The sequence below is a fragment of the Mesorhizobium sp. M0587 genome (genome assembly GCF_040320945.1).
In the GTDB taxonomy this organism is placed as follows: domain Bacteria; phylum Pseudomonadota; class Alphaproteobacteria; order Rhizobiales; family Rhizobiaceae; genus Mesorhizobium.
The window spans coordinates 37,998-61,404 of sequence record NZ_JAMYQP010000036.1 but is presented as its reverse complement, the minus strand read 5'-3'; the positions used below and the strand labels follow the sequence as shown (position 1 = coordinate 61,404).

General features: G+C 61.4%; 26 protein-coding genes and 1 tRNA gene. 12 read left to right on the top strand and 15 right to left on the bottom strand.

Translation table 11 applies throughout. The features are described from left to right. Nucleotides 1-70: 70 nt before the first annotated feature. Nucleotides 71-634, bottom strand: coding sequence for a TetR/AcrR family transcriptional regulator (locus NKI49_RS26275; RefSeq protein ID WP_352598044.1), 564 nt, complete (start codon nucleotides 632-634; stop codon nucleotides 71-73). 104 nt (nucleotides 635-738) lie between these two features. Between NKI49_RS26275 and NKI49_RS26270 the strand changes: the two genes are divergently transcribed. The 9 genes from NKI49_RS26270 to NKI49_RS26230 all read left to right on the top strand — a co-directional run bounded on the left by NKI49_RS26270 (nucleotide 739) and on the right by NKI49_RS26230 (nucleotide 8,711). Then, entirely contained in the window at nucleotides 739-1,527 is a 789-nt protein-coding gene (locus NKI49_RS26270; protein ID WP_352598043.1) for an SDR family NAD(P)-dependent oxidoreductase, read from the top strand. 59 nt (nucleotides 1,528-1,586) lie between these two features. Then, nucleotides 1,587-2,681, top strand: a complete 1,095-nt coding sequence (locus NKI49_RS26265; RefSeq protein ID WP_352598042.1) for an alkene reductase — start codon at nucleotides 1,587-1,589, stop codon at nucleotides 2,679-2,681. 350 nt (nucleotides 2,682-3,031) lie between these two features. Continuing rightward, nucleotides 3,032-3,105, top strand: a tRNA-Gly gene (locus tag NKI49_RS26260). Nucleotides 3,106-3,509: 404 nt separating this feature from the next. Further along, nucleotides 3,510-4,394, top strand: coding sequence for a cytochrome c oxidase subunit II (coxB, locus tag NKI49_RS26255; protein ID WP_352598041.1), 885 nt, complete (start codon nucleotides 3,510-3,512; stop codon nucleotides 4,392-4,394). A 21-nt stretch (nucleotides 4,395-4,415) separates the two neighbouring features. Further along, entirely contained in the window at nucleotides 4,416-6,185 is a 1,770-nt protein-coding gene (gene ctaD, locus NKI49_RS26250) for a cytochrome c oxidase subunit I (protein ID WP_352598040.1), read from the top strand. After that, nucleotides 6,182-6,886 (top strand): cytochrome c oxidase subunit 3, encoded by a 705-nt coding sequence (locus tag NKI49_RS26245; protein ID WP_027024848.1) that lies wholly within the window; start codon nucleotides 6,182-6,184, stop codon nucleotides 6,884-6,886. Before ctaD ends, NKI49_RS26245 begins: the two co-directional genes overlap by 4 nt. A gap of 13 nt (nucleotides 6,887-6,899) precedes the next feature. Then, nucleotides 6,900-7,622 (top strand): heme-copper oxidase subunit III family protein, encoded by a 723-nt coding sequence (locus tag NKI49_RS26240; protein WP_352598039.1) that lies wholly within the window; start codon nucleotides 6,900-6,902, stop codon nucleotides 7,620-7,622. 31 nt (nucleotides 7,623-7,653) lie between these two features. Continuing rightward, nucleotides 7,654-8,049 (top strand): cytochrome C oxidase subunit IV family protein, encoded by a 396-nt coding sequence (locus NKI49_RS26235; RefSeq protein ID WP_352598038.1) that lies wholly within the window; start codon nucleotides 7,654-7,656, stop codon nucleotides 8,047-8,049. A gap of 188 nt (nucleotides 8,050-8,237) precedes the next feature. Beyond that, the gene (locus NKI49_RS26230; protein WP_352598037.1) at nucleotides 8,238-8,711 is read left to right on the top strand and encodes an aminoacyl-tRNA deacylase; all 474 of its coding nucleotides are present in this window, start codon (nucleotides 8,238-8,240) and stop codon (nucleotides 8,709-8,711) included. 60 nt (nucleotides 8,712-8,771) lie between these two features. Here the strand turns inward: NKI49_RS26230 and NKI49_RS26225 are convergent, their stop codons facing one another. The 7 genes from NKI49_RS26225 to NKI49_RS26195 form a co-directional block, all read right to left on the bottom strand. After that, on the bottom strand, nucleotides 8,772-9,593 hold the full coding sequence (locus tag NKI49_RS26225) for a DUF2189 domain-containing protein (RefSeq protein WP_352598036.1): 822 nt from the start codon (nucleotides 9,591-9,593) through the stop codon (nucleotides 8,772-8,774). A gap of 489 nt (nucleotides 9,594-10,082) precedes the next feature. After that, nucleotides 10,083-11,018 carry a heme o synthase gene (locus NKI49_RS26220; protein ID WP_352598035.1) on the bottom strand — a complete coding sequence of 312 codons (936 nt, stop codon included), beginning with the start codon at nucleotides 11,016-11,018 and terminating at the stop codon, nucleotides 10,083-10,085. Between the two features lie 117 nt (nucleotides 11,019-11,135). Then, nucleotides 11,136-11,516, bottom strand: a complete 381-nt coding sequence (locus NKI49_RS26215) for a c-type cytochrome (protein ID WP_352598034.1) — start codon at nucleotides 11,514-11,516, stop codon at nucleotides 11,136-11,138. A 453-nt stretch (nucleotides 11,517-11,969) separates the two neighbouring features. After that, nucleotides 11,970-12,254 (bottom strand): hypothetical protein, encoded by a 285-nt coding sequence (locus NKI49_RS26210; RefSeq protein ID WP_352598033.1) that lies wholly within the window; start codon nucleotides 12,252-12,254, stop codon nucleotides 11,970-11,972. A 144-nt stretch (nucleotides 12,255-12,398) separates the two neighbouring features. Then, nucleotides 12,399-12,698, bottom strand: a complete 300-nt coding sequence (locus tag NKI49_RS26205) for a DUF982 domain-containing protein (protein WP_352598032.1) — start codon at nucleotides 12,696-12,698, stop codon at nucleotides 12,399-12,401. Between the two features lie 46 nt (nucleotides 12,699-12,744). Further along, a complete protein-coding gene (locus NKI49_RS26200) occupies nucleotides 12,745-13,173 on the bottom strand; it encodes a hypothetical protein (protein WP_352598031.1) in 429 nt (142 codons plus the stop codon). A 66-nt stretch (nucleotides 13,174-13,239) separates the two neighbouring features. Then, nucleotides 13,240-13,725 carry an Hsp20 family protein gene (locus NKI49_RS26195; RefSeq protein ID WP_352598030.1) on the bottom strand — a complete coding sequence of 162 codons (486 nt, stop codon included), beginning with the start codon at nucleotides 13,723-13,725 and terminating at the stop codon, nucleotides 13,240-13,242. 292 nt (nucleotides 13,726-14,017) lie between these two features. Here NKI49_RS26195 and NKI49_RS26190 point away from each other — a divergent pair, with 292 nt between their 5' ends. Then, entirely contained in the window at nucleotides 14,018-14,449 is a 432-nt protein-coding gene (locus tag NKI49_RS26190) for a cupin domain-containing protein (RefSeq protein WP_352598029.1), read from the top strand. A 78-nt stretch (nucleotides 14,450-14,527) separates the two neighbouring features. Here the strand turns inward: NKI49_RS26190 and NKI49_RS26185 are convergent, their stop codons facing one another. Beyond that, on the bottom strand, nucleotides 14,528-14,983 hold the full coding sequence (locus NKI49_RS26185; protein ID WP_352598028.1) for a carboxymuconolactone decarboxylase family protein: 456 nt from the start codon (nucleotides 14,981-14,983) through the stop codon (nucleotides 14,528-14,530). A 115-nt stretch (nucleotides 14,984-15,098) separates the two neighbouring features. Then, on the bottom strand, nucleotides 15,099-15,527 hold the full coding sequence (locus NKI49_RS26180) for an SRPBCC family protein (RefSeq protein WP_352598027.1): 429 nt from the start codon (nucleotides 15,525-15,527) through the stop codon (nucleotides 15,099-15,101). 299 nt (nucleotides 15,528-15,826) lie between these two features. Here NKI49_RS26180 and NKI49_RS26175 point away from each other — a divergent pair, with 299 nt between their 5' ends. Together NKI49_RS26175 and NKI49_RS26170 are read left to right on the top strand one after the other, a co-directional pair. Further along, complete coding sequence (locus NKI49_RS26175) at nucleotides 15,827-16,585, top strand: copper homeostasis protein CutC (RefSeq protein WP_352598026.1); 759 nt, start codon at nucleotides 15,827-15,829, stop codon at nucleotides 16,583-16,585. After that, nucleotides 16,582-17,079 carry a GNAT family N-acetyltransferase gene (locus NKI49_RS26170; RefSeq protein ID WP_352598025.1) on the top strand — a complete coding sequence of 166 codons (498 nt, stop codon included), beginning with the start codon at nucleotides 16,582-16,584 and terminating at the stop codon, nucleotides 17,077-17,079. The genes NKI49_RS26175 and NKI49_RS26170 overlap by 4 nt, the downstream gene beginning before the upstream one ends. Nucleotides 17,080-17,086: 7 nt before the next feature. Here the strand turns inward: NKI49_RS26170 and NKI49_RS33465 are convergent, their stop codons facing one another. From NKI49_RS33465 to NKI49_RS26150, 5 genes are all read right to left on the bottom strand, one after another. Beyond that, nucleotides 17,087-17,203 carry an MFS transporter small subunit gene (locus NKI49_RS33465; protein ID WP_155914890.1) on the bottom strand — a complete coding sequence of 39 codons (117 nt, stop codon included), beginning with the start codon at nucleotides 17,201-17,203 and terminating at the stop codon, nucleotides 17,087-17,089. 10 nt (nucleotides 17,204-17,213) lie between these two features. Then, nucleotides 17,214-18,593, bottom strand: coding sequence for an L-lactate MFS transporter (locus NKI49_RS26165; RefSeq protein ID WP_352598024.1), 1,380 nt, complete (start codon nucleotides 18,591-18,593; stop codon nucleotides 17,214-17,216). 242 nt (nucleotides 18,594-18,835) lie between these two features. After that, on the bottom strand, nucleotides 18,836-19,858 hold the full coding sequence (locus NKI49_RS26160; RefSeq protein WP_352598023.1) for an acyltransferase family protein: 1,023 nt from the start codon (nucleotides 19,856-19,858) through the stop codon (nucleotides 18,836-18,838). A 232-nt stretch (nucleotides 19,859-20,090) separates the two neighbouring features. After that, nucleotides 20,091-20,888: an FAD binding domain-containing protein gene (locus NKI49_RS26155; protein WP_352598022.1), complete on the bottom strand. Its 798-nt coding sequence runs from the start codon at nucleotides 20,886-20,888 to the stop codon at nucleotides 20,091-20,093. Nucleotides 20,889-20,997: 109 nt separating this feature from the next. Beyond that, entirely contained in the window at nucleotides 20,998-23,346 is a 2,349-nt protein-coding gene (locus tag NKI49_RS26150) for a xanthine dehydrogenase family protein molybdopterin-binding subunit (RefSeq protein ID WP_352598021.1), read from the bottom strand. Nucleotides 23,347-23,407: the final 61 nt, after the last annotated feature.

Here is a 23,407-nt window from a genome sequence, read left to right as displayed (position 1 = left end):
CTGGCCGGGGAACAAACGGCACTGTCGGAAACGACCGCTCTCTGAACTCTGCACAACAAGCCGGTCGAGACTAACTGGCTGACACTTGGTTGATACCGGCATCAACCCAGGCACGCGTTTGTTCCAGCACTTCATCGGAAAACGCTGGGTCGTCGATCGCCCGGGCGAGGATCACTGCCCCCACCATTGCTGCAAAGCTTCCGATCGCTGCGCGGCGTCCGTCTGCCGCATCCAGTCCCGGGAGCGCCTTGCCAATACGGTCGATCTGCGACCGAAGGCCTTCCGTCATGGCCGAGCGAGCAGCCGGGGCCTGATGGCGGATGGCCGCGGCAAGACCCGCCGTCGGGCAACCACCGGCGGCATTGTCGCGATGCCGGGGCGAAAGATAGGAACCTACATAAGCGCGAAGATCGCCCCCTCCGCCCGAGTCCGCGGCGAGGACGTGGGCAAGGGTCTGCGCGATCAGGTCGTCCTTCGAACTGAAATGGCCATAGAAGCCGCCATGAGTGAGCCCGGCGGCTTTCATTACCTCCGCCACGCTGACCGCGTCGAACCCCTTATCGCGAAACAGCCGGCTGGCCGCATCCAATATCCGGTGACGGTTCTCCGCCATCTGCTCTCGACTCACCTTCATTTTAAAATTCTCCGCCCGTTGACATTTACATGATGCCCATCATATTTAGCGTCAATCATGATGACCGTCATGAATATAGGTCCCATCAGAAAAGAGAGCAACCCATGGCCACCATTTCGTCAGTCCTCATCACCGGCGCCTCCACCGGCATCGGAGCCGCCTATGCCGAGCGCTTCGCGCGCCGAGGGCACGACCTCGTGCTTGTTGCCCGTGATACGGCACGGATGGAGGCACTGGGGGCGCGTCTGCGTCTGGAAAACGGCGTGGCGATCGACATCATCCAAGCTGATCTTACGCAGCCTGCCGAGCTTGCAACGGTAGAAACGAGGCTGCGCGATGACGCTCGCATCGGGATCCTCGTCAACAATGCCGGAACGGCCATCGGCGGAAGCTTCATCGAGCAGAGCACCGATGACGTCGCGCGGCTCGTTGCGCTCAACACGACCGCACTTCTGCGGCTTGCCAGCGCCATGGCCCCGCGTCTTGCGAAGGCCGGCGAAGGGGCGATCGTCAACATCGGCTCCGTGGTCGGCCTGGCGCCGGAGTTCGGCATGACGGTCTACGGCGCAACCAAAGCCTTCGTGCTGTTTCTGTCGCAGGGGCTCAGCCTCGAGCTCGCGCCGAAGGGTGTCTACGTCCAGGCCGTGCTTCCCGCCACGACGCGAACGGAGATCTGGGAACACGTCGGTGCCGACATCAACACGCTTTCCAACGTGATGGAGGTGGACGATCTGGTTGACGCGGCGCTGGTCGGCTTCGACCGCCGCGAACCGGTGACCATCCCGCCGCTTCCCGATGCCGGGCAGTGGGACGCGCTTCAGGCCGCGCGCCAGGCCATGCTTCCGAACTATGGGAACGAACATCCCGCCGAGCGGTACCGCACGGCCGCCTAGTACCAACGAAGCCATTTCAATAGACGACCCGCCGCGGCGGGGACAAACAAAGGTGACCTGTGACGAGCAAAACGCTATTTGAGCCCTATACTCTCGGCTCGCTGACCCTCTCCAATCGTATCGTCATGGCGCCCCTGACGCGCAATCGCGCTGGCCCGGGCTTCGTTCCAGGCGATCTCGCCGCGGAGTATTACGGCCAGCGCGCATCGGCCGGCCTGCTGATTTCCGAAGCCACGCAAATCTCGCAGCAGGGACAGGGCTACCAGGACACACCCGGCATCTACACTCAGGCTCAGATCGACGGCTGGCGCAAGGTCACGGCAGCCGTGCACGCCAAGGGCGGGCGGATCTTCCTGCAGCTCTGGCATGTCGGCCGCGTCTCGCACGTCGATCTGCAGGAGAACGGCGCCGCGCCCGTGGCGCCCTCAGCAATCCGGGCCGCGACCAAGACGTTCGTGAACAACGGCTTTGTCGAAGTTTCGGAGCCCCGCGCGCTGGCGCTCGACGAGCTTGCGGGGATCGTCAATGATTTCCGGCAAGCAGCCGCGAACGCCATTGAGGCCGGCTTCGATGGCGTCGAGATTCATGGCGCCAACGGCTATCTGCTGGACCAGTTCGCCAAGGACGGTGCCAATGTCCGCACGGATGCTTATGGCGGATCGGTCGGGAACCGCGCCCGGCTGATGCTGGAGGTTACCGCTGCGGTGATCGAGGAGATCGGTGCCGAGCGCACCGGCATCCGGATTTCGCCCGTCTCGCCCGCCAACGGCGTCTCGAGCAGCGCCCCCCAGGCGCAGTTCGACTATATCGTCGATCAACTCGACGCCTTGGGCATCGTCTATATCCATGTCGTCGAGGGCGCCACGGGCGGATCGCGCGATGTCGCGCCGTTCGACTTCGGATCACTCCGCCGGCGCTTCAACAATACCTATATCGCCAACAACGGCTATGACCTCGAACTCGCGGCATCGCAGGTCGCCGAGGACAAGGCCGATCTGTTCGCGTTCGGTCGGCCCTTCATCGCCAATCCCGACCTGGTGGATAGGCTGAAGACTAGCGCGCCGCTGGCGGAGTTCAACCCAGCGACCCTCTATGGCGGTGGATCCGCCGGCTATACCGACTATCCCACCCTCGCAGCCGCAGGTCGCCCCTGACGCTTCGGGGCCGCGCGCCGGCGCGGCCCCCCCCCCCCCCCCCCCCCCGACCGATACGCACGCCTACATTTTCAAATACTTAACTACCGACGCCGCGAAGCCGGATTTCTCCCAGATACGCAATGGGCACGCGCGGCACCCGCAATCCGTTCTCCGCCAAACCTTGATTCCCTTGCTGGTGGGCCATGCAAGCGCGGCTCTTTCCAATTCCTGAACCAGCAACCTCCCAACGTGTGCCACGGCTGGCGAAGCGCCGGATCATCGCAGCTTGGCCTACTGCCAATGCATGTGCCGGCTACCCCCAATCTCCAAATTGATCAAACGCCTTGTTCCTTTAGCCTGCGAAGTTAGCGCTCGTAGCTCAAATTAGGACAGAGCGGGACCTCCCGGGCAGATGCAGGTTCGAACCCTGCCGAGTGCGCCAAAGGCTCCCAAAGCCCCTGCCGTGAGCATTCACGGCGGCTGCAAACGGAAGCGGTTGCCTTTTCGGCATGAGGAGGTCCGGGCCGTCTTCATGCTAATCTGGCTCGGACGCTCCCATCGGACCTTCCAACAGATCGCCTGCGTAAGTCGGCGCCTCCCATGGCAGGCATCGTGCCAGCATCGCCGCGCATGACCACATCACCGTCGGCGGAAAGGCCACTTCAGCATGAAAGGCCTTCTCCTGATCCAGGAATGGTCGTTCTCCACGGCCCACGGTGGAAAAAGGCGGCATTTTTCCCGTCAGGATAGTCGGCTCTGGAATTTCGACCGAAAAAAGAGCTATGATGACATTGGCATTCGCCGGGACAGCTTCGCGCGCCCTATAATGCCGGGAGGAAGCGGGATATGGCCGTTGCGCTTGTACTCGTTCTGATAGTCGTGGGCTCGGTGTTGTTCCACTTCCTGAGCCCATGGTGGTGGACGCCGATTGCCTCGAACTGGGACTATATCGACAACACCATCATCATAACTTTCTGGATCACCGGCGTCGTCTTCGCCGCCGTGGTTTTGTTCATGGCCTATTGCGTCTTCCGCTTCCGTCATCGGGAAGGCAATCAGGCGGCATATGAACCGGAGAACAGGCGGCTCGAATCCTGGCTGACGGTTGTCACCGCGGTCGGTGTCACGGCTTTGCTGGTTCCCGGCCTGTTCGTCTGGAACCGGTTCGTCAACGTTCCAAGCGACGCAACCGTGGTCGAAGTCGTCGGCCAGCAATGGCAATGGAGTTTCCGCCTGCCCGGCAAGGACGGCAAACTCGGCACATCCGATACCCGCGACGTCAAAGCTGAGAATCCGTTGGGCGTGATCACTAGTGATTCCAATGGCCAGGACGATGTCGTGGTCGAAGCGGCCGATCTGCATCTGCCGGTTGGCAAGCCGGTCAAGATGCTGCTTCGCTCGATCGACGTGCTGCATGATTTCTATGTGCCGGAATTCCGCGCCAAGATGGACATGATCCCGGGCTCGGTCACCTACTTCTGGTTCACCCCAACGAAAACCGGAACCTTCCAGGTCCTGTGCGCCGAACTCTGTGGCCAAGGACATCCGATGATGCATGGTGTGGTGATGGTCGACACGCAGGAGGATTACCTGGCGTGGCTCGGCCAGCAACAGACGTTTGCACAGATGTCGGCCCCCCAGCAGACGGGCTCGGCAGGCCAGGCGCCGGGTCAAACAACGGCGTCAGACCCGAAGATTGCAGCAAGGCTCGAAACCGTCGGGTCGCGCTAAAAAGGACACGGAGGTGTTCCTATGGTCGATATTACTCCTGCAGATGCCATCCCGCCGGCCGAAGTCGCGGAAGTCGAACTCTACCATCCGCACAGTTGGTGGACGAAATACGTGTTCTCGCAGGACGCCAAGGTCATTGCCATCCAATATTCGGCAACGGCAACGGCGATCGGCCTTGTGGCGCTGGTGCTGTCCTGGCTGATGCGGCTGCAACTCGGCTTTCCCGGCACCTTCGACTTCATCACGCCTGAAGCCTACTACCAGTTCATCACCATGCACGGCATGATCATGGTGATCTACCTGCTCACCGCCCTCTTCCTTGGCGGCTTCGGCAACTACCTGATCCCGCTGATGGTCGGGGCTCGCGACATGGTCTTTCCCTATGTCAACATGCTGAGCTACTGGATCTACCTGCTTGCCGTGCTGGTTCTGGTGTCGAGCTTCTTTGCGCCCGGCGGACCGACGGGTGCCGGGTGGACGCTTTACCCGCCGCAGGCGATCATGACCGGCACACCAGGGGGCCAGGACTGGGGCATCATCCTGATGCTCGTCTCGCTGATCCTGTTCATCATCGGCTTCACCATGGGCGGCCTGAACTACGTCGTGACGGTGTTGCAGGGCCGCACGCGCGGCATGACGCTGATGCGTCTGCCGCTGACCGTCTGGGGCATCTTCACCGCGACCGTCATGGCGCTGCTCGCCTTCCCCGCGCTATTCGTCGCCTGCGTGATGATGCTGCTTGATCGGACGCTCGGCACCAGCTTCTTCATGCCGGCGATCGTCGAGATGGGCGAGCAATTGCAGCATAATGGCGGCAGCCCGATCCTGTTTCAGCATCTGTTCTGGTTCTTCGGCCATCCCGAGGTCTACATCGTGGCGCTTCCCGCCTTCGGCATCGTGTCCGACCTGATCAGCACCCATGCGCGCAAGAACATCTTCGGCTATCGCATGATGGTCTGGGCCATCGTCGGCATCGGTGCGCTGAGCTTCGTCGTCTGGGCGCACCACATGTATGTCAGCGGCATGCATCCCTATTTCGGTTTCTTCTTCGCAACCACGACATTGATCATCGCGGTTCCGACCGCCATCAAGGTCTACAATTGGGTGCTGACGCTGTGGCGCGGCGACATCCACCTCACCATCCCGATGCTTTTTGCCTTGGCCTTCATCGTCACCTTCGTCAATGGCGGGTTGACCGGCTTGTTCCTCGGCAATGTCGTGGTCGACGTTCCCCTGTCGGACACGATGTTCGTCGTTGCGCATTTCCATATGGTCATGGGGGTCGCGCCGATCATCGTGATCTTCGGCGCGATCTACCATTGGTATCCGAAGGTCACCGGCCGGATGCTGAACGAGGTGCTGGGCCGGTTCCATTTCTGGGTCACCTTCCTCGGCGCCTACCTGATCTTCTTTCCCATGCACTATCTCGGACTGATGGGCGTGCCCCGGCGTTACAATGAACTGACCGACATGACGGTGATGACGGAATCGGCCCACCATCTGAACTCTTTCATCAGCATCATGGCGTTCATCGTCGGCTTTGCGCAGATCGTGTTCCTGTTCAACCTGATCTGGAGCATCCGCCATGGCCGGGAGGCTGGCGGAAACCCGTGGCGGGCCACGACGCTCGAATGGCAGACGCCGCAAACACCGCCGCCCCATGGCAATTTCGGCAAGGAACTGCCGATCGTCTATCGCTGGGCCTACGACTACAGCGTACCGGGCGCCAAGGAGGACTTCATTCCGCAAAACGTGCCGGGCTCCTTAGGTCCCTCCAGGGAGCCGGCATGAGCGTCATTCTGGTCTTCATGCTCGTGATCGCCGGTTTTGCCGGATGGTGGCTTTCCCACCAGCGGCTGATGGCCAAGCCATGGCTCGAGCAAGGTATGGCCGGGGATTTTGTTGGCATGGAAGGATCGACGCTACCGACCGCCAAGATCGGCCTCGGCGTCTTCCTGGCGGTCGTCGGCTGTCTGTTCGCGCTGATCACCAGCGCCTACTTCATGCGCATGGCGTTGTCGGACTGGCAGGCGCTGCCGCTGCCGCGGCTGCTCTGGCTCAACACCGGCGTGCTGGTCTTGAGCAGCATAGCATTGCAATGCGCCGCGCTCGCGGCGCGCAGGGGTCAAATGGACATGGTGAGGCTCGGCCTTGCCACCGCCGGGTTCACGGCGCTCGCTTTCCTGATTGGACAGCTTGTGGCGTGGCGCGAGCTGTCTGCCGATGGCTACTTTCTGGCTTCCAATCCGGCCAACAGTTTCTTCTACCTGCTAACGGGAATGCATGGGCTGCATATACTGGGCGGGCTGGTGGGCCTGGGCCGAACAACCGTCGGCGCCTGGAACGGGGCGCGGCCGGCGCGGCTTCGCCTCAGCGTCGAGCTGTGCGCCATGTACTGGCATTTCCTGCTTTTCGTCTGGCTTGCCATCTTCGCACTTCTGGCCGGCTGGGCCGCGACTTTCATCGACATTTGCCGAGGGTTGCTAAACTAGGAGGAACGGGCGGATGGCAGAGACGACACTGACCCATATCGGCCGAACGGAGCCGCGGCCCGCAGGCTGGCAAGGCATCGCCGCCGACTGGTCCTCGGATCAGCGGGCGTTCAAGAACGTGTCATGGGGCAAGGCCATGATGTGGATCTTCCTGCTCAGCGACACCTTCATTTTCGGCTGCTTCCTGCTCTCCTACATGACCGCCCGCATCTCCACGCGAGTGCCGTGGCCTAATCCAAGCGAGGTCTTTGCCCTTCGCATCGGCGGCTCTGACATACCGCTGATCCTTATCGCCATCATGACCTTCGTGCTGATCTCGAGCAGCGGAACGATGGCTATGGCGGTCAATTTCGGCTATCGCCGCGATCGCCGCAAAACGGCAATCCTGATGCTTCTGACCGCAGCACTAGGTGCGACCTTTGTCGGCATGCAAGCTTTCGAATGGACCAAGCTGATTACCGAAGGCGTGCGGCCCTGGGGCAATCCCTGGGGCGCTGCCCAGTTCGGGTCGACCTTTTTCATGATCACCGGCTTCCACGGCACGCATGTGACGATCGGGGTGATCTTCCTGATTATCGTGGCCCGAAAGGTGTGGCGTGGAGATTTCGACACTGGGCGGCCCGGCTTCTTTACCAGCCGCAGAGGCCGCTACGAGAACGTCGAAATCATGGGACTCTACTGGCATTTCGTCGACCTGGTCTGGGTGTTCATTTTCGCGTTCTTCTATCTTTGGTGAGAGGCAGAAATGGCTTTGGTGAGAGGCAGAAATGGCTGAAGCAACCGCAAACGGCCTCGGGCAACACGCATTGCACGCCACTCATGATGCGGCGGCCGGCGTCCCCCAGGCGGAGGTTCATCAGGAGCACCCGATCAAGCTCTATCTGGTGGTCTGGGCATGGCTGTTCATTCTCAGCACCTGCTCCTATCTGGTCGATTATTTCGGTCTGCACGGCTATCTCAGATGGTCGCTGATCCTGATCTTCATGATCCTCAAGGCAGGACTTATCGTCGCCGTTTTCATGCACATGGCCTGGGAGCGATTGGCGCTGACATACGCAATCATCCTGCCGCCCGTGCTGGTGTTGGTATTCGTGGCGATGATGGTCTTTGAAGCGGATTACACGCTTCTCACCCGGATGGCGTTTTTCGGGGCTGGACCCTGACGCCAGATCTGAGTTGAGACCTTACCGACGGCATCGCCGATCAGGACCCCGACGATGCTGCATGCCGTCCGGTGCCCTCCCTTGAAACAATCGACGGTTGGGCCATGTTTATTCGTACCGGAAACGACGGAAGCAGGATGATTGCCGCGTTTTCGCCTGCGTCGCGAACTCAGCAAGGGACGCCCAAAATGACAATCGCAAACAAACTGAAGGACTATATCGACAGGAAAGGGATTTCCTACGACACTGTCGCGCATCATCGCACGGCCACAAGCAGGCAGGCCGCCATAGCGGCGCATGTGCCCGGCAGCATAATGGCCAAATCGGTGCTCGTTCACCACGATCTGGGTTATGCGCTGGCCGTGGTCCCCAGCACGCATCGAATCGAGCTCGGCGCGTTGCAGAGGGTCATGGACAAGAATCTTGGTCTCGCCACCGAAGATGAGGTGGTTTCGCTCTTTGGCGATTGCGATACCGGCGCCGTTCCGCCGATCGGCGCGGCCTACGATGTGCCGGTAATCCTCGACGAAAGCCTGGGCGATGCCGCCGACATCTATTTCGAGGGCGGCGACCACAAGACGCTGGTGCATGTCAGCGGCAAGGACTTCCGCGACTTGACTACGGATGCCCACCAGGCCCGCTTCAGCCATCCGGCTTATTAAAGCTGGAAAGGCTCTGATCGACCTGCCCGCACCGGTACTCTTGCCGGCGCGGCAGGGCGTTCATCGAGGCGCCAATCCGGCCGTCGACGGCGGTTCCACGACCTTACGGTAGACATGCCAGGTGGCGTGACCGAGGATCGGCAGCACGACCGCCAGCCCTGCGAACACCGGCAGCGAACCGATGATCAGGGCGACGGCGACAATCATGCCCCATACAGCCATCACGATCGGGTTCGCCAGCACCACGCGCACCGAGGTGTGGATGGCTTCATAAGCGCCGACATCGCGGTCGAGCAACAATGGGAAGGCGACGACGGTCGTGCACAACACGACCACAGCGAAGACGAAGCCGATGGCGTGCCCCAGCACGATCAGCGTCCAGCCGCGCCCGGTGGCGAATATTTCGTTGATGAAGCCGGATATCGATACCGGCGGCGCCGGGCCGAAGAGATACTGGTAAAATAGCTGAGCGGTCAAAAGCCATGTGATGAAGATTGCCAGCAGCATGATCCCGACCGCCGCGATGGCCGGCAGCGCGGGAGAATTCCTGACCTCGAAAGCGTGCCTCCAGGAGGTGTCCAGTCCGGCTTCCCGTCGCCGGCTGATCTCATAGAGGCCGATCGCCGCGAATGGACCAATTAGCGCAAATCCGGACACGAGCGGAAACAATAATGGCAGCGTGTTATTGCCTGACGTCCAGACAGCAAGCACGACCCCCGCAAGCGGATAGATCAGGCAGAGAAAAACGATGTGCGACGGTTTGACCATGAAATCGTCGACGCCGCGCCTGAGCGCGTCGAAAAGGTCGGAAACACCGATCTTGCGAATTCTGGTATGTTCCAGCGTCTCGCTGGCACCTGCTATGACGTGAAAGCTTGCCATGACCATTCCTCCAGATCGGGTCCGGTAAGGTCGCGGTTTAACGGTGCTGCCGTTCTGCGTGACTGGCCACGCGAAACCGCGACCCGCACCGCAACCAACATACCCTTTTGCAAGAGACTTGTCGCCCTTTGTGGGAAGGACTCCGGCGGTCCGGCTAGCTCCGGTGGTCTTTTTTCGATATTCTCATGGAGCGCCGCGCGCCCTTTCCGGGCGGACAAGGGACGCTGTGCCACGTTGATTGGCGCATGACCCTTTCCAAAGATCGATCCCGATTTTCAGGGTCGTCATGCGCCAGGCCAAAGGTGAAGGTCATGGACGGAAGGACGCTTCTCATACTTGGCCTTGGCATAGTCGCCCTGCTGATCCTGGGATTCTGTGCAATACCATCGTGATGTTCGAGCCGGTCCTGGCGCGCAATGTCTTCAATACAACAATTTAGCGACCCGTCCTCTCGGTCCGTCGGGTATTCCAAGAACAGCGGTCATGCCGTCAACCTTCGGCGGACATGAACGCTCGCATTGCAACGGTGTCGGCCAGCAGCATCGCAAAGATCGCGAAAAGATAAAAAATCGAGAAGGCAAACAGCGCCTTTGCAGACTTCATCTCCTGGTCTGGAACGACCAGGACCTTCCAGGCGTGCCAGACGAACCCCGCGCCCAATGCGGCCGAAACAATTCCATAGAACCCGCTCGCGAATCCGAACGCCCAGGGCAGCACGCCGATTGGCGCCAAGAGCAGCGAATAGGCAAGTATCTGTTTTCTGGTCGACGCCTCGCCGGCCACATTCGGCATCATCGGGATTCCGGCAGTTGCGTAGTCACCGACCTTGAACAAAGCGAGCGCCCAGAAATGCGGCGGCGTCCACAGAAAGATGATCAGGAACAGGATGACGCTTTCGATTCCAATCGCGCCAGTCGCGGCCGCCCAGCCGATGACAGGAGGAAGGGCACCCGCCGCGCCGCCGATGACTATGTTCTGCGGCGTCGAGCGCTTCAGCCACATCGTATAGATGACCACGTAGAAGAAAATGGTGAAGGCCAGCAGCGATGCGGCAAGCCAGTCCACCAGCACGCCGAGCGTCATGACCGAAAGCGCGGAAAGCACCAGACCGAAGCTGAGAGCCTCACCCGGCGTGACGCGGCCCGACGGAATCGGCCGCCTGGATGTGCGCGACATCAGCGCGTCGATATCAGCGTCGTACCACATGTTAAGCGCCCCTGCCGCTCCTGCGCCGATCGCGATCGCACCGATTGCAATTACGGCGATGACCGGATTCATCGCGCCCGGCGCCGCCATCAGGCCAACGAAAGCAGTGAATACGGCAAGCGCCATGACCCGCGGTTTCAAAAGCGCGAAGAAATCACCCGCCGTCGCTTCCGAGAGGCGGATGCTGGTATCCTTCAGGCGGCTTTCCCTGGTCGACATCTCAGACCGATGGACGCAGGCAACTCGGGCCATGATCCCGAACTGAGAGCGCGCGCGAGCGAAAACAGGAACCGGGTTTTTGCTTACGCTGCCCTTCAGTCCGGCGGAGGAGCCTGGTCACTTGGAGAACGTTTTCAGATAGGCAATGACGTTGGCCACGTCTGCATCGTTCTTGAGGCCGGGAAACGCCATCTTGGTCCCTTTGACCATGGCCTTGGGATCGTGAAGGTAGGTCGTCAGTGTTGGTTCATCCCATTTGACGCCGGATTTGCCGGCCGCAATCATGGCATCGGAATATTTGAAATCCGGATGCGTCCCGGCAGTCCGGCCGATGACGCCGTGCAGCGATGGACCGATCTTGTTCTTATCCTCGTCTGCGATGTGGCAGGCCTTGCATTTGGTGAAGACCTTCTCGCCAGCCGCAGAATCCTGAGCCTGCGATGGGTTGGCAACGAAGGTTGCGACAGATACGACAGCGAAAAACGCGACCAAGCGCATGACTTTTCCTCCCTGATCGTCAAATGTGCCTGAGATGATCTGCGCCTGCCGGGTATCACCAGCAACGCGCCTTGTACGGCAGAACAGATTATCCGCTTCTCCCCATATGGAAATTGCGGCACCTATATACCACGGAATCTGGCCGACAGGTAGAAGAGGTGTGCCTACAAACGTTTAGGTGGTCAGCAGCGGCTCAAGGAACATCCGCGCGATGACGCTTTCGCATCTTGACGGAGGATCGAGCGTTGTTTCGAGCGGACGGTCGCAGTTTCGTTCAGCCTTGGGAAGCCGATATTTCAGACGCAATCGGCAGTACAGCCTAATGGCGACACGCCAACATGCGGGGATCGCTTGCCCGCCGACAGAAAGCCCGCCTGCCCCGGCAACGGGCTGATCTTGGCGGAATGTTTCGCGCATGACCGGTGACGCCCGCCGGGCGTCCGCGGGCAGCGACTAGCAACCTTCCGTCGTTTTCTTCATCTGACCTGGAGCAGCCGTTTTTGCACCGGTGTCCTGCTGGCCAGGAGCAGCCTGTTTCGCACTGCCGGTCTGTTGGCCCGGGGCGCAATCCTTGGCCGAGTTCGGATTGGTGGCATTCGTGGTGGTCTTGTCGGTGCCTTGATCGGTTGTGCTTGGCATCGTTTTAGTCGTCGTGGAGGTCGTTGTCGTGCTCGACTGACCAAAGGCAAGTCCGGCGGACAAGACCAGCATGGCCGACGTCAGAAGAACCTGTTTCATCGTCATCTCCTGTTTTAGAGCGCGGTAATGCGCCTTTGATACAACAGCGAACTGATACGGACGGTTCCCAGAAACGCCGCCGCTATGCGGGAGCCGATAAACCGCAGCGGCACCACTTCAGTGGCGCCGCTGCCTTCGTCGAAGCTAGACGGCCACCCCACCGCGACCCGACTTGGAGCTTGCCATCCAGGGCAGTGGAGCAAGCGCCTCCTGCAGGATCTTGGCGGATCTCGCGAATCCGGCAAAAGCATCGCGCGCGATCGATGGCGAAATCTGGCCGTCATACGCGCGCTGGCAGGCTCGATAGGCCGTATCGAAAATCGGGCCGCGCCGTTCCCTTGGCCACTCATCGAAGAAATCGAAGGCATCTTCGAGACACCCTATTTCTTGGACAAACTGGCCGTTCTTGACCAGGACCGGCCGATCGAATGTCCTATCGCTCATGTAGTCCTCCTTCAGCTGAACGATTTGGGATTGATGATTGAGATCTTTACGCGACCGCATGCTCGGGCTCCGCCAACATGCCACCACCTCCAAATCTGGGTGGCACCGCCGCGTGGACCGGACTTGGCGGTGGGTCGTCATCGTCGTCCCGCCAAGGGCGCCTTATCCATTTGAGCCGGTCTTTCCTGCGGTGCCGGTCGAACGCCAGGCCGATGTTGCCCGGCTGCTGCGCGCGTCGATCCAGGGAGCGCAGCGCGCGAAGTATCTCGCTGACCGCCACGACGGCACCGTTGTCCAACCGACGCAAGGTTGGCCGGTCGGGAACAGCATGAGCGTCGGAGGCCCAGGAAGCGAGCAAGGCTCGCTTGGCACCGATTGTCATGGTGTGGTCGTTCAGCACCCGATCGGGCAGTGCAGCGGTTCCCTCGGCGAGGTTTTTGGATTGTTCGTGAAAGCCACTGGTTTCGAGTTTCATCTCCATTCTCCGCAATCTATGCCTCCCGGCAAAATCGGGAGCGGACCGCAGACTGAGTAAACAGGATCAGGCCGCCTTGCGTCGCGGTTCTGTATCCATTTCGATTGCTTGTTTTTCGGCTTCCTTCAGCGAAACCGCCTTGGCTTCCGAGCCGATCTCGATGCGGCGAGGCTTGAGTTCCTCGGGCACTTCGCGGATCAGATCCACCGACAGCAGGCCGTTGTGGAGGTTAGCTGCCTTGACCCTGACATGGTCGGCCAGCTTGAACACCTGTTTGAAGTTGCCTATCGCCAAGCCACGGTGAAGGATTTCCCTGTTTTCCGGATCGGGCTTTTTCTGTCCGCTCACGGACAGTTCGGGTCCGTTCTGCACGAGTTCGACCTCGTCGAGGCCAAAGCCCGCTATGGCCATCGTGATGCGGTAGTCGTTCTCGCCGTTCTTCTCGATGTTGTAGGGCGGCCAGTCGGAGCGCGCGCCATTTTCAAGCATGTCGAAGAGTCGGTCGAAGCCGACCGTTGTGCGGTAAAGGGGGGCATAATCAAAGCTTCTCATAGCCATATCCTCCGTGAAGCAACATGGATTGCGAGGATCGTCGCAGCGCCGCCGCGACGCCCAGTTCGTCGAGCCGAAGCCCCGACGGTAGATCGATCTGGTAATCGCGATTTTTTCCTTCAAGAGGGCCCATTCGAATTTTTTTGAAACTGCTATTGTCCAGCAAATCTAACGCCCTGGGCAGGCTTTCGGCCGGGTGCCCGGCAGCGCGTCAACCACTCGGCTCCGGTTTCCGCCGACACTTGCACGGGGCTGGCATCAGCGCGATGGTGGCGCAGGGCCGGAGCGAATCATGCGCAAAGTTCTTATCTCGGGGCTGCTGCTCGCGGCGGTATCTTCCACAAATTCCGCCCAGGCGCTGGACCCCAGCGGCACGCCCGTCGTCGTCACCCCGCTGGCGTCGCGCACCACGACCGCTTCCGGCCAGCCGATCACGCTGCCGCGGAAGAACGTTCAGGTGCTGGTTTCGACCTACGACATCGCGCCGGGCGCGACCTTGCCGGTGCACCGCCACCCCTTCCCGCGCTACGCCTATGTCGAGGCCGGCACGCTGAAGGTCACCAATGTCGAGACCGGCGACAGCAACACCTACAAGACGGGCGATTTCATCATCGAGATGATCGGACAATGGCACCAGGCCACCAATACGGGCGATGCCCCGGTCAAGCTGCTGGTGATCGACCAGGTCGAGGAAGGCGCCAAGAACACGGAGCTGCGCCAGTAGCGGCCAAGCCCGATATCCACGCCCTGACCCGAAAGCTCTGCGCTCGCGAGGCATCATAGCGCCTCCCACGCTCAGGCCTCAGCCCCAGGTGCCAACCATCTGCCGCGTCGTGGCGTTCAGCCGGTTGAAGGCGTTGATCAGGGCGATCTGGATCGTCAGCGCGGCAAGCGCCTTTTCATCGTAGTGCCGGGCGGCTTCGTCCCAGACATCGTCGGGCACGGCGTCCGGCCGGTCGGCGAGCCTCGTGCCCGCCTCGGCCAGCGCCAGGGCCGCCCGCTCGGCGTCGGTGAAGTATGGCGTTTCCCCCCATGCCGAGAGGGCAAAGATGCGCTCATCCTTCTCGCCGGCCGTCTTCAATTCGCGGGCATGCATGTCGACACAGAGCGCGCAGGCATTGATCTGGCTGGCGCGCAGATGGACCAGCTTGCGCGTGATGTAGGGCACGCCGGCCGTCTCGGTCGACTTGTCCAGCGCCAGAAGCGCCTGCAGGGAACCGGGGATGAGCATCACGGGATTCTTGATTCTGGCTTGCATGGTCTTCTCCTTTCGAAGCGTTTCGGCAGGGCGCGTTTGCCGGCCCGGACGCCGCGCATCCGGGTTTTGAGTTTGATGAGACTATCTTTGATGCCGACCGTCGTCCGGTGACGTCTCAGTCTTGCCTTGCCGCGACTTGTTCGAGCCGATCGAGAATACCCGGCCAGCCGCTTCCCATGCCCTTATATCCGCGCTCGTCGGCGGGCCGGAATCCCGACTGCTCCATCCGCACCCGGGTCGCCGCGCCCTCGGGCGTGAGCGACCAAGTCACCAGGGTTTTCAGTCCGCTGTCGGACTCGGTCCCGTCGCCCCAGCTGTAGGCAAGCAGTCGCGGTGCCTCGACTTTCAGCACAACGCAGTTCGTCACGCCGGACCAGCCCGGCACCGGTGCCGCCCGGAAGGTGAAGCGATGCCCCTCTTGCGCCGCGAAATCATTCTGCATCAGCCATTCGGCAACGAGCTCGGGCACGGTCAGTGCGCGCCATATCTTTTCCGCCGAATGGGGAAACAGCCGTTCGACGACGATCGATTTGGTTTCCGCCATGCCTAGCTCCTTCTTCGCCACGGTCGTGCCGTCGAGCACAATCAATAACTCGCCGGCTATGAGTTATTCAATAACTCAGCGGTTATGAAAGTGTCAAGCATGGAATTGCCGCCTGGCCCAAGTAGCGGTCCTGTTCGGGTGGTTCGCGCCAATCGGCCCAGAGCGGTTTCACGTTTCATGCAACCGCCGAACCTCTATTTCCTTGTTTTACGCAATTCCGGACGGAAAGCCGTTTCACGCTTCTCCTGAAATTGCTCCAGTGCTAGGGCTGGCGCCGAAATCATGGACGGGATCGCCGCTTGACCAGAGAAACTAGCCTGCCGCTGATCGAAATCTGTGTCGAAGGTATCGACGGCCTGCTGGCCGCCCAGGCTGCCGGCGCCGACCGTGTCGAACTGTGCGCCAGCCTTGTCGAAGGTGGCATCACGCCGAGCCTCGGCACGGTGCGCGCCGCTCTCGAGCAGGCGACCGTGCCGTTTCACGTCATGGTGCGGCCGCGCGGCGGCGACTTTCTCTACAGCGAGACCGAGTATCGTTCGATGCTCGCCGACGTCGTCGCGCTACGCGGCCTCGGCGTGCCCGGCGTCGTGTTCGGCTGCCTGAACGCCGACGGCACCATCGACGAGCAGCGCATGCGCGAATTGACAGAGGCCGCCGGACCTCTGAACGTCACCTGCCATCGCGCCTTCGACATGACGCGCGATCCCGCCGAGGCGCTGGAAGCGCTGATCCGCTGCAAGGTCGGCCGCGTGCTGACCAGCGGCCAGCGCGACAGCGCGGTCGAAGGATTGCCCCTGTTGGCGGATCTGGTGCGCCAGGCCGGCGACCGCATCGTCATTCTCGGCTGCGGCGGGCTCGATCTCGGCAACATCGCTCAGGTGCGCAAAACGACCGGGCTGGCCGAGATGCATTTCGCCGCCCTCAAGGACGTGCCGAGCGCCATGCGTTACCGCAATCCCAAGGTAGGCATGGGCGGCTCCGATCTCGACCGCGAGTACCGCAACATTTTGACCGACACGCCACTGGTCGCGGCCACGATTGCTGCGGCCAAGGCATGATCGTGTCCCCCGCCCCGATTAGCCGCGTATCGGCGGAAGACGAAGCCGCGATCCTGGCGCTCAACAACGAGCATGCCGCCGAATTGTCATGGCTCGAACCCGAGCGGCTGACCTTCCTGCTAAGCGAGGCGTTCTACGCGCGCCGCATCGGCGACCTCGACGCCTTCATCATGACCTTCGACCAGGAGGCCGGCTACGACAGCCCGAATTTCCTGTGGTTTTGCGAGCGCTACGAACGCTTCGTCTATGTCGATCGGGTCGTCGTGGCGGCGCAAGCCAGGGGCCGCGGCCACGCCCGCCGGCTCTATCAGGATCTGTTCGACCATGCGGAGCGTGCTGGCCACACGCTGGTCACCTGCGAGGTCAACACCGATCCGCCCAATCCGGCCTCCGACGCCTTCCACGCCACGCTCGGCTTTGCCGAAGTCGGCGACGCGGTGATCCATAGCGGCAAGAAGTCAGTGCGCTATTATGCCAGGCGGATCCCTGCCTGAGGCGCGATTATTGGAACAGCGCGGCCGCGCTCATCAAAGTCATCCAGAAACCCCACACCAGCGGGATGCCGACGAGCAGCCAGGCCAGCGTCAGCTTGATCGGATTGCTGTTGTCTTGCGGCATGTGAATATCCTTAAGCAGCAGCCGTTTCGGCCTTCATGTGGAAGCGCGCATCGACCGGCCGCATCAGCAGGTTGAGCAGGAAGCCGACAACGAGCAGGCCGGCCATGATGTACATGGTGACCGTGTAGGCGTCGGCCTTCGCCACGCCGCTGTCGATCTGGTACTGCCTGATGTAGTTGACCAGCACCGGTCCCAGAACGCCCGCCACTGACCACGCCGTCAACAGGCGGCCATGGATGGCGCCGACATAGCGCACGCCGAAGACGTCGCGCAGATAAGCGGGGATGGTGGCGAAGCCGCCGCCATACATGCTGAGGATGATGCCATAGAACAGCACGAACAGGAACACGCTGCCCGACCGGCCGGTCCACGGCACCGCCGCATAGAGGACGACGCCCAGCGCGAAGAAGATGGCGTAGGTCTTCCTGCGACCGATGTAGTCGCTGGTGGATGCCCAGAAGAATCGGCCGAGCATGTTGAAGATCGAAAGCAGGCCCACGAAACCGGCGGCCGCCGCAGCTGAGATGCGCCCCGGGAACATCTCTTGGCTCATGGCCGAGGCCTGGCCGAGGACGCCGATGCCTGCGGTCACATTGAGGCACAGCACGGCCCACAGCAACCAGAACTGCGGCGTCTTGAGCGCATCGTCGAGATGGACATTGGACGTCGTCACCATCGCATTCCGCCCCACCGGCGGCGTCCAGCCGGCAGGCCGCCAGCCTTCCGGCGGCACCCTGACGATAAGAGCCCCGATCAGCATGAAGACGAAATAGACGACGCCGAGCACGAGGAAGGTTTCAGCGACGCCGATATGCTCAGGCGTCGAAAACAGCTTCATCAGATAGACCGAAAGCGGCGAAGCGATGAAGGCGCCGCCGCCGAAACCCATGATCGCCATGCCGGTCGCCATGCCTGGCCGGTCTGGAAACCAGCTGATCAGCGTCTTGACCGGCGAGATGTAGCCGAGGCCGAGGCCTATGCCGCCGAGCACGCCATAGCCAAGATAGATGATCCACAGCTGATGGAGATAAACACCAAGCGCCGAAACGATGAAGCCGCCGCCAAAGCAGCAGGCGGCCGCGACCATGGCCTTGCGGGGCCCGACCCGATCCAGCCAGCCGCCGCCGAACGCCGCCGCTATGCCCAGGAACAGGATCGCGATCGAGAATATCCAGCCGAGTCCCGTCAGCTTCCAGTCGTCGGGCGCCGAGTCGGTGATGCCGATCAGCTTCGACATTGGCAGGTTGAAGACGCTGAACGCATAGGCTTGGCCGATGCATAGATGAATGCAGAGTGCCGCCGGAGGCACCATCCACCTGTTGAAGCCAGGGTCAGCAACGATGCGCGAGCGGTCGAGCCAGCCGCCCGGCCCTTCTCCAGTCATAGCCATTCCATCCTCCCAGATGCGTTCTGCGAGCCATCCTCTCAAATGTGTTCCGGGAACAAACTAGGTTGGCGAAGAGGCGAGGCAACAAGGAATGCCCGCCATTAAGACCAATGTCTAAGAAAATGGACCTGTAGCCATAAGCAGGTCGCCGTGTACCCGCTGGATAGATCGGAAGGCATTGATTGATGACCTGCTCGCCAGGCAAACAAGCCCTGCTGGCGCTTATCACTAGCTGGCGACGGCATTCACCAGTTGCGGTTAAGCCATTCGCGCGCCGGCCGTTCGACGACGTAGTAGCTGCAGAGCGCGCAGGCAAAGACGCAGGCCAGCATCAGCCATGGGTTGCTGCCTTGCTCGTAGACGAATTTGTAGAACGGCTGCTGCCACAGATAGAGCGAATACGACCACAGCCCCAGCGTCGCCATCGGCCAGGACGACAACAGCCCCGAAAGGGTCCTGCTGCTGAAATCGAGTGCGTTGACGGCCAGCGCCAGCAACGGCACGGCCAACAGATAATGGATCGGCGTCGACACAGGATCGAGGAACAGCACAACGGCGCCGACCGATGCCGCCAGCGCAACATGCCTGCCCATGAAGACCGCCGGCAGCCTGCCTTCGGCCTTGAGCAGGCAGATCGAAGCCGACAGCAGGATCGAGGCGATATGCACATCGGTGCGCCAGTAAGTGTGCTCGTAGTCCAGCCTGAACACCCAATATGACAGCGCGCCGTTCGCCATGGCGAGCAAAGCCAGCGTTACCAGGAACGGGATGACACGGTTGCGGCCGGGAACGGTGGCGCTGATCAGCGCCAGAATGATGTAGGCGTGTTCTTCGACGCAGAGCGACCAGATATGATCCAGCGCCCCGGCGCGGGTAACGAGAATCCCGGCATAATTATAGGTGAACGTCAGTGCCGTCAGCGCCGCCTTCCATTTGAAGGCGACGAACGTGCCCGACAGCGCGATCAGGGTGACGACGACGAAGATCAGCAGAGCCGGGTAGATGCGCGAGAAACGGCGCTTGAAGAACTTCTTCAGCGGGTAACGCTCGATGAAAAGAATCTCGGCCATCAGGCGACCGCTGAGCACGAAGAAGAATTCGACGCCCAGCACTCCGAGATTGATTCCGGGAACGGGAAAAAAATGGCCGATCAGCACCAGCGCGATCGACAGCCCGCGCCATCCATCGAGATAGGCCAGTCTTGTCCTGGCACCTTTGTCGGCGACGGATCGAGGCGGAACGACATGCGTCGCGGAGATGTCGGTCATGCCGGCTCCCTTCGCATTGAAATATGCGAAAAGGGTCGCGGATAGACACTCCGAACCCGGCTCGCGTTGGTCGCCGGTATAGTGCAGTGCAATATTGCTTTGTGCAAGTGCGAGATTGAAGCCAGGACACCTCCACCACCAGTGCGAACAGTTGTCCACAATTCGGCGATACAGTCGCTCGCACGAAAAAAGGGCCACGCGGGCCCTTGATCGACCGGCGGACCGGCAACCGTCAGGCGTTGGCTGCCGCCACCGCGCGTTTGGCCATGACCACGACCAGATTGGCGCGATAATCGGCGGAAGCGTGAATATCGCTCATCAGGTTCTTAGCCGGCACTTTGACGCCGTCGAGCGACGCAGCCTCGAAATTCTTCGCAAGCGCGGCTTCGATCTCCTTCGAACGGAAGACGCCGTCATCGCCGGCGCCGGTGACGGCAACGCTGACGCCGTCCTTGCCCTTGGCCACGAACACGCCGACGATCGCGTAGCGCGAGGCCGGATTGCGGAACTTTTCATACGCAGCCTTGGCCGGCGCGGTGAAATTCACCGCGGTGATGATCTCGCCGTCCTTCAACGCCGTTTCGAACAGGCCCTTGAAGAACTTGTCGGCGGCAATCTCACGTTTGTTGGTGATAATGGTGGCGCCCAGCGCCAGCAATGCCGCCGGATAATCGGCCGCCGGATCGTTGTTTGCGATCGAGCCGCCGATCGTGCCCTTGTAGCGCACCGCCGGGTCACCGATCAGCGACGCCAGATGGGCAAGCGCCGGACAGGCCTTCCTCAGCTTCTCGTCATTGGCAACGTCGAAATGCGTGCTGGCGGCACCGATGGTGATCGTCTTGCCCGACACTCTCACGCCCTGCAGCTCCTTGATGTGCGACAGGTCGACAAGATCGGAAGGTGCGGCCAGCCGTGTCTTCATGGCGGGAATCAGCGTCATGCCGCCAGATAAAAGCTTGGCGTCGCCGCTCTTCAAGAGTTTTACGGCATCGGCGACCGAGGCGGCACGGTGATAGTTGACTGCGTACATTGGTTTCTCCCTGGGGAAGGAGCGAATAGGGAGTAGCGAGCAGCGAATAGCGCCTGTTCCTTCGCACCGCGCTTTCCCTATTCGCTACTCCCTATTCGCTATCTGCTTTTCAGTGCTTCGAAGCGCGGATTGCCGTCCACACGGTGGAAGGCGACGCCGGCATGGCGATGTCGGTAATGCCGATGGCGTCGGTGATGGCATTGATCACCGCCGGCGGTGAGCCGATGGCGCCGGCCTCGCCGCAGCCCTTGATCCCGAGCGGATTGCCTGGGCACGGCGTGTTCGAGGTCGAGACCTTGAATGACGGCAGGTCGTCGGCGCGCGGCATGGTGTAATCCATGTAGCTCGCCGTCAGCAATTGCCCGCTCGAGTCGTAATAAGCGCCTTCCAGCAGTGCCTGGCCGACCCCTTGCGCGATGCCGCCATGAACCTGGCCCTCAACGATCATCGGATTGATGATGTTGCCGAAATCGTCGGCTGCGACGAACTGCACGATCTCGGTGGTTCCGGTCTCCGGATCGATCTCGACCTCGCAGATGTAGCAGCCTGCCGGGAAAGTGAAGTTCGAGGGATCATAGAAAGAGGTTTCCTTCAGCCCAGGCTCCATCCCCGCAGGCAGATTGTGCGCGGTATAGGCGGCAAGCGCCATCTGGAACCATGGTACGTTCTTGTCGGTCCCGGCCACCTTCAGCGCACCGTTCTCGATGACGATGTCGCCCTCGTCGGCCTCGAGCAGATGGGCGGCGATCTTCTTCGCCTTGGCCTCCACCTTGTCGAGCGCCTTGGCAACCGCTGACATGCCGACCGCGCCGGAGCGCGAGCCATAGGTGCCCATGCCCATCTGCACCTTGTCGGTGTCGCCGTGGACGATCGAAACCGAGTCGATCGACACCCCAAAACGCTGGTTGACCAGTTGCGCGAACGTCGTCTCATGGCCTTGGCCATGGCTGTGCGAGCCGGTCAGCACCTCGATCGTGCCGGCGGCATTGACCCGCACTTCGGCTGATTCCCACAGGCCGACGCCGGCACCGAGCGAACCGACCGCCGCCGACGGCGCGAGGCCGCAGGCTTCGATGTAGCAGCTCATGCCGATGCCGCGCAGCTTGCCGTTCTTGGCGGCGGCCGCCTTGCGCTTGGCCATGCCGGAATAGTCGGCGGCTTTCATGGCCGCGTCGAGCGAAGCCGCATAGTCGCCGGCGTCGTAGTTCATGATCACCGGCGTCTGGTGCGGGAATGAGGTGATGAAGTTCTTCCGCCGCAGTTCGGCTGGAGACAATCCGAGCTCGCGCGCCGCCGTTTCCATGGTGCGTTCCAGGAGATAGGTGGCCTCCGGCCGCCCTGCCCCGCGATAGGCATCGACAGGTGCCGTATTGGTGTAGACGGCCCGGACATTGGCATGGATGGCCGGGATGTCGTACTGGCCCGACAGCAGCGTCGCGTAGAGGTAGGTCGGCACACAAGACGAGAACAGCGACATGTAGGCGCCGAGATTGGCGATCGTGTCGACCTTCAGCCCGGTAATCCTGTTGTTCTTGTCGAAGGCCATTTCCACGGTCGAGATGTGGTCGCGGCCATGCGCGTCCGACAGGAAGCTTTCCGTGCGGTCGGCGACCCATTTGACCGGCACGCCGGTTTTCTTGGACGCCCACAGGCAGACGATCTCTTCGGGATAGATGTAGATCTTCGAACCGAACCCGCCGCCGACATCGGGCGCGATGACGCGCAACTTGTTCTCAGGCGCAACGTTGTAGAAGGCGCTCATCACCAGCCGCGCGACATGCGGGTTCTGCGACGTCGTCCAGCAGGTATAGTGATCCTCGGCCTTGTCGTAATGGCCAAGTGCTGCGCGCGGCTCCATCGCGTTCGGCACCAGCCGGTTGTTGACGATCTTCATGCGGGTGACATGCGCGGCCGCCTTGATCGCCGCGTCGGTCGCCTTGCCGTCGCCGAGTTCCCAGTCGAAGATCAGGTTGTTCTCGGCTTCGGCGTGGATCTGCGGCGCGCCCTTCTCAAGTGCCTTGCTCGCATCGACGACCGCCTTCAGCTCCTTGTAGGTGATTTCCACGGCCTCGGCCGCGTCGCGCGCCTGGCCCTTCGTTTCCGCCACCACCACGACGACCGCATCGCCGACATAACGGACCTTGTCGACGGCAAGCGGCGACCACGCGCCCATCTTCATCGGCGTGCCGTCCTTGGAATGGATCATCCAACCGCAGATGAGATTGCCGATGCCATCGGCCTTGAGCTCCTTGCCGGTCAGCACGCCAATGACCCCGGGCATGGCTTGCGCTTGTCTGACGTCGATCTTCTTGATCTGCGCATGCGCGTGCGGGCTGCGCACGAAGGCTGCATGCTTCATGCCGGGAACCACCATGTCGTCGACATAACGGCCGGCGCCGGTGATGAACCTCTTGTCTTCCTTGCGCGCGACCCGAGCGCCAACCCCTTCAATGCCCATCGGAAATTCCTCCCAGAATTGTAGGGCGGCAGGTGAGCAGGGCAGCAAGGCAATAGGAAAT

What these genes read in the sequence shown, in the direction of transcription:
- NKI49_RS26185 (WP_352598028.1), bottom strand. Translation starts at nt 14,983, where the DNA reads ATGCAAGCCAGAATCAAGAATCCCGTGATGCTCATCCCCGGTTCCCTG.
- NKI49_RS26275 (WP_352598044.1), bottom strand. Translation starts at nt 634, where the DNA reads ATGAAGGTGAGTCGAGAGCAGATGGCGGAGAACCGTCACCGGATATTG.
- NKI49_RS26200 (WP_352598031.1), bottom strand. Translation starts at nt 13,173, where the DNA reads ATGAAACTCGAAACCAGTGGCTTTCACGAACAATCCAAAAACCTCGCC.
- ctaD (WP_352598040.1), top strand. Translation starts at nt 4,416, where the DNA reads ATGGTCGATATTACTCCTGCAGATGCCATCCCGCCGGCCGAAGTCGCG.
- NKI49_RS26245 (WP_027024848.1), top strand. Translation starts at nt 6,182, where the DNA reads ATGAGCGTCATTCTGGTCTTCATGCTCGTGATCGCCGGTTTTGCCGGA.
- NKI49_RS26155 (WP_352598022.1), bottom strand. Translation starts at nt 20,888, where the DNA reads ATGTACGCAGTCAACTATCACCGTGCCGCCTCGGTCGCCGATGCCGTA.
- NKI49_RS26215 (WP_352598034.1), bottom strand. Translation starts at nt 11,516, where the DNA reads ATGCGCTTGGTCGCGTTTTTCGCTGTCGTATCTGTCGCAACCTTCGTT.
- NKI49_RS26230 (WP_352598037.1), top strand. Translation starts at nt 8,238, where the DNA reads ATGACAATCGCAAACAAACTGAAGGACTATATCGACAGGAAAGGGATT.
- NKI49_RS26180 (WP_352598027.1), bottom strand. Translation starts at nt 15,527, where the DNA reads ATGGCGGAAACCAAATCGATCGTCGTCGAACGGCTGTTTCCCCATTCG.
- NKI49_RS26165 (WP_352598024.1), bottom strand. Translation starts at nt 18,593, where the DNA reads ATGGCTATGACTGGAGAAGGGCCGGGCGGCTGGCTCGACCGCTCGCGC.
- NKI49_RS26150 (WP_352598021.1), bottom strand. Translation starts at nt 23,346, where the DNA reads ATGGGCATTGAAGGGGTTGGCGCTCGGGTCGCGCGCAAGGAAGACAAG.
- NKI49_RS26205 (WP_352598032.1), bottom strand. Translation starts at nt 12,698, where the DNA reads ATGAGCGATAGGACATTCGATCGGCCGGTCCTGGTCAAGAACGGCCAG.
- NKI49_RS26225 (WP_352598036.1), bottom strand. Translation starts at nt 9,593, where the DNA reads ATGGCAAGCTTTCACGTCATAGCAGGTGCCAGCGAGACGCTGGAACAT.
- NKI49_RS26240 (WP_352598039.1), top strand. Translation starts at nt 6,900, where the DNA reads ATGGCAGAGACGACACTGACCCATATCGGCCGAACGGAGCCGCGGCCC.
- coxB (WP_352598041.1), top strand. Translation starts at nt 3,510, where the DNA reads ATGGCCGTTGCGCTTGTACTCGTTCTGATAGTCGTGGGCTCGGTGTTG.
- NKI49_RS26210 (WP_352598033.1), bottom strand. Translation starts at nt 12,254, where the DNA reads ATGAAACAGGTTCTTCTGACGTCGGCCATGCTGGTCTTGTCCGCCGGA.
- NKI49_RS26220 (WP_352598035.1), bottom strand. Translation starts at nt 11,018, where the DNA reads ATGTCGACCAGGGAAAGCCGCCTGAAGGATACCAGCATCCGCCTCTCG.
- NKI49_RS26160 (WP_352598023.1), bottom strand. Translation starts at nt 19,858, where the DNA reads ATGACCGACATCTCCGCGACGCATGTCGTTCCGCCTCGATCCGTCGCC.
- NKI49_RS26195 (WP_352598030.1), bottom strand. Translation starts at nt 13,725, where the DNA reads ATGAGAAGCTTTGATTATGCCCCCCTTTACCGCACAACGGTCGGCTTC.
- NKI49_RS26190 (WP_352598029.1), top strand. Translation starts at nt 14,018, where the DNA reads ATGCGCAAAGTTCTTATCTCGGGGCTGCTGCTCGCGGCGGTATCTTCC.
- NKI49_RS26270 (WP_352598043.1), top strand. Translation starts at nt 739, where the DNA reads ATGGCCACCATTTCGTCAGTCCTCATCACCGGCGCCTCCACCGGCATC.
- NKI49_RS33465 (WP_155914890.1), bottom strand. Translation starts at nt 17,203, where the DNA reads ATGCCGCAAGACAACAGCAATCCGATCAAGCTGACGCTGGCCTGGCTG.
- NKI49_RS26235 (WP_352598038.1), top strand. Translation starts at nt 7,654, where the DNA reads ATGGCTGAAGCAACCGCAAACGGCCTCGGGCAACACGCATTGCACGCC.
- NKI49_RS26170 (WP_352598025.1), top strand. Translation starts at nt 16,582, where the DNA reads ATGATCGTGTCCCCCGCCCCGATTAGCCGCGTATCGGCGGAAGACGAA.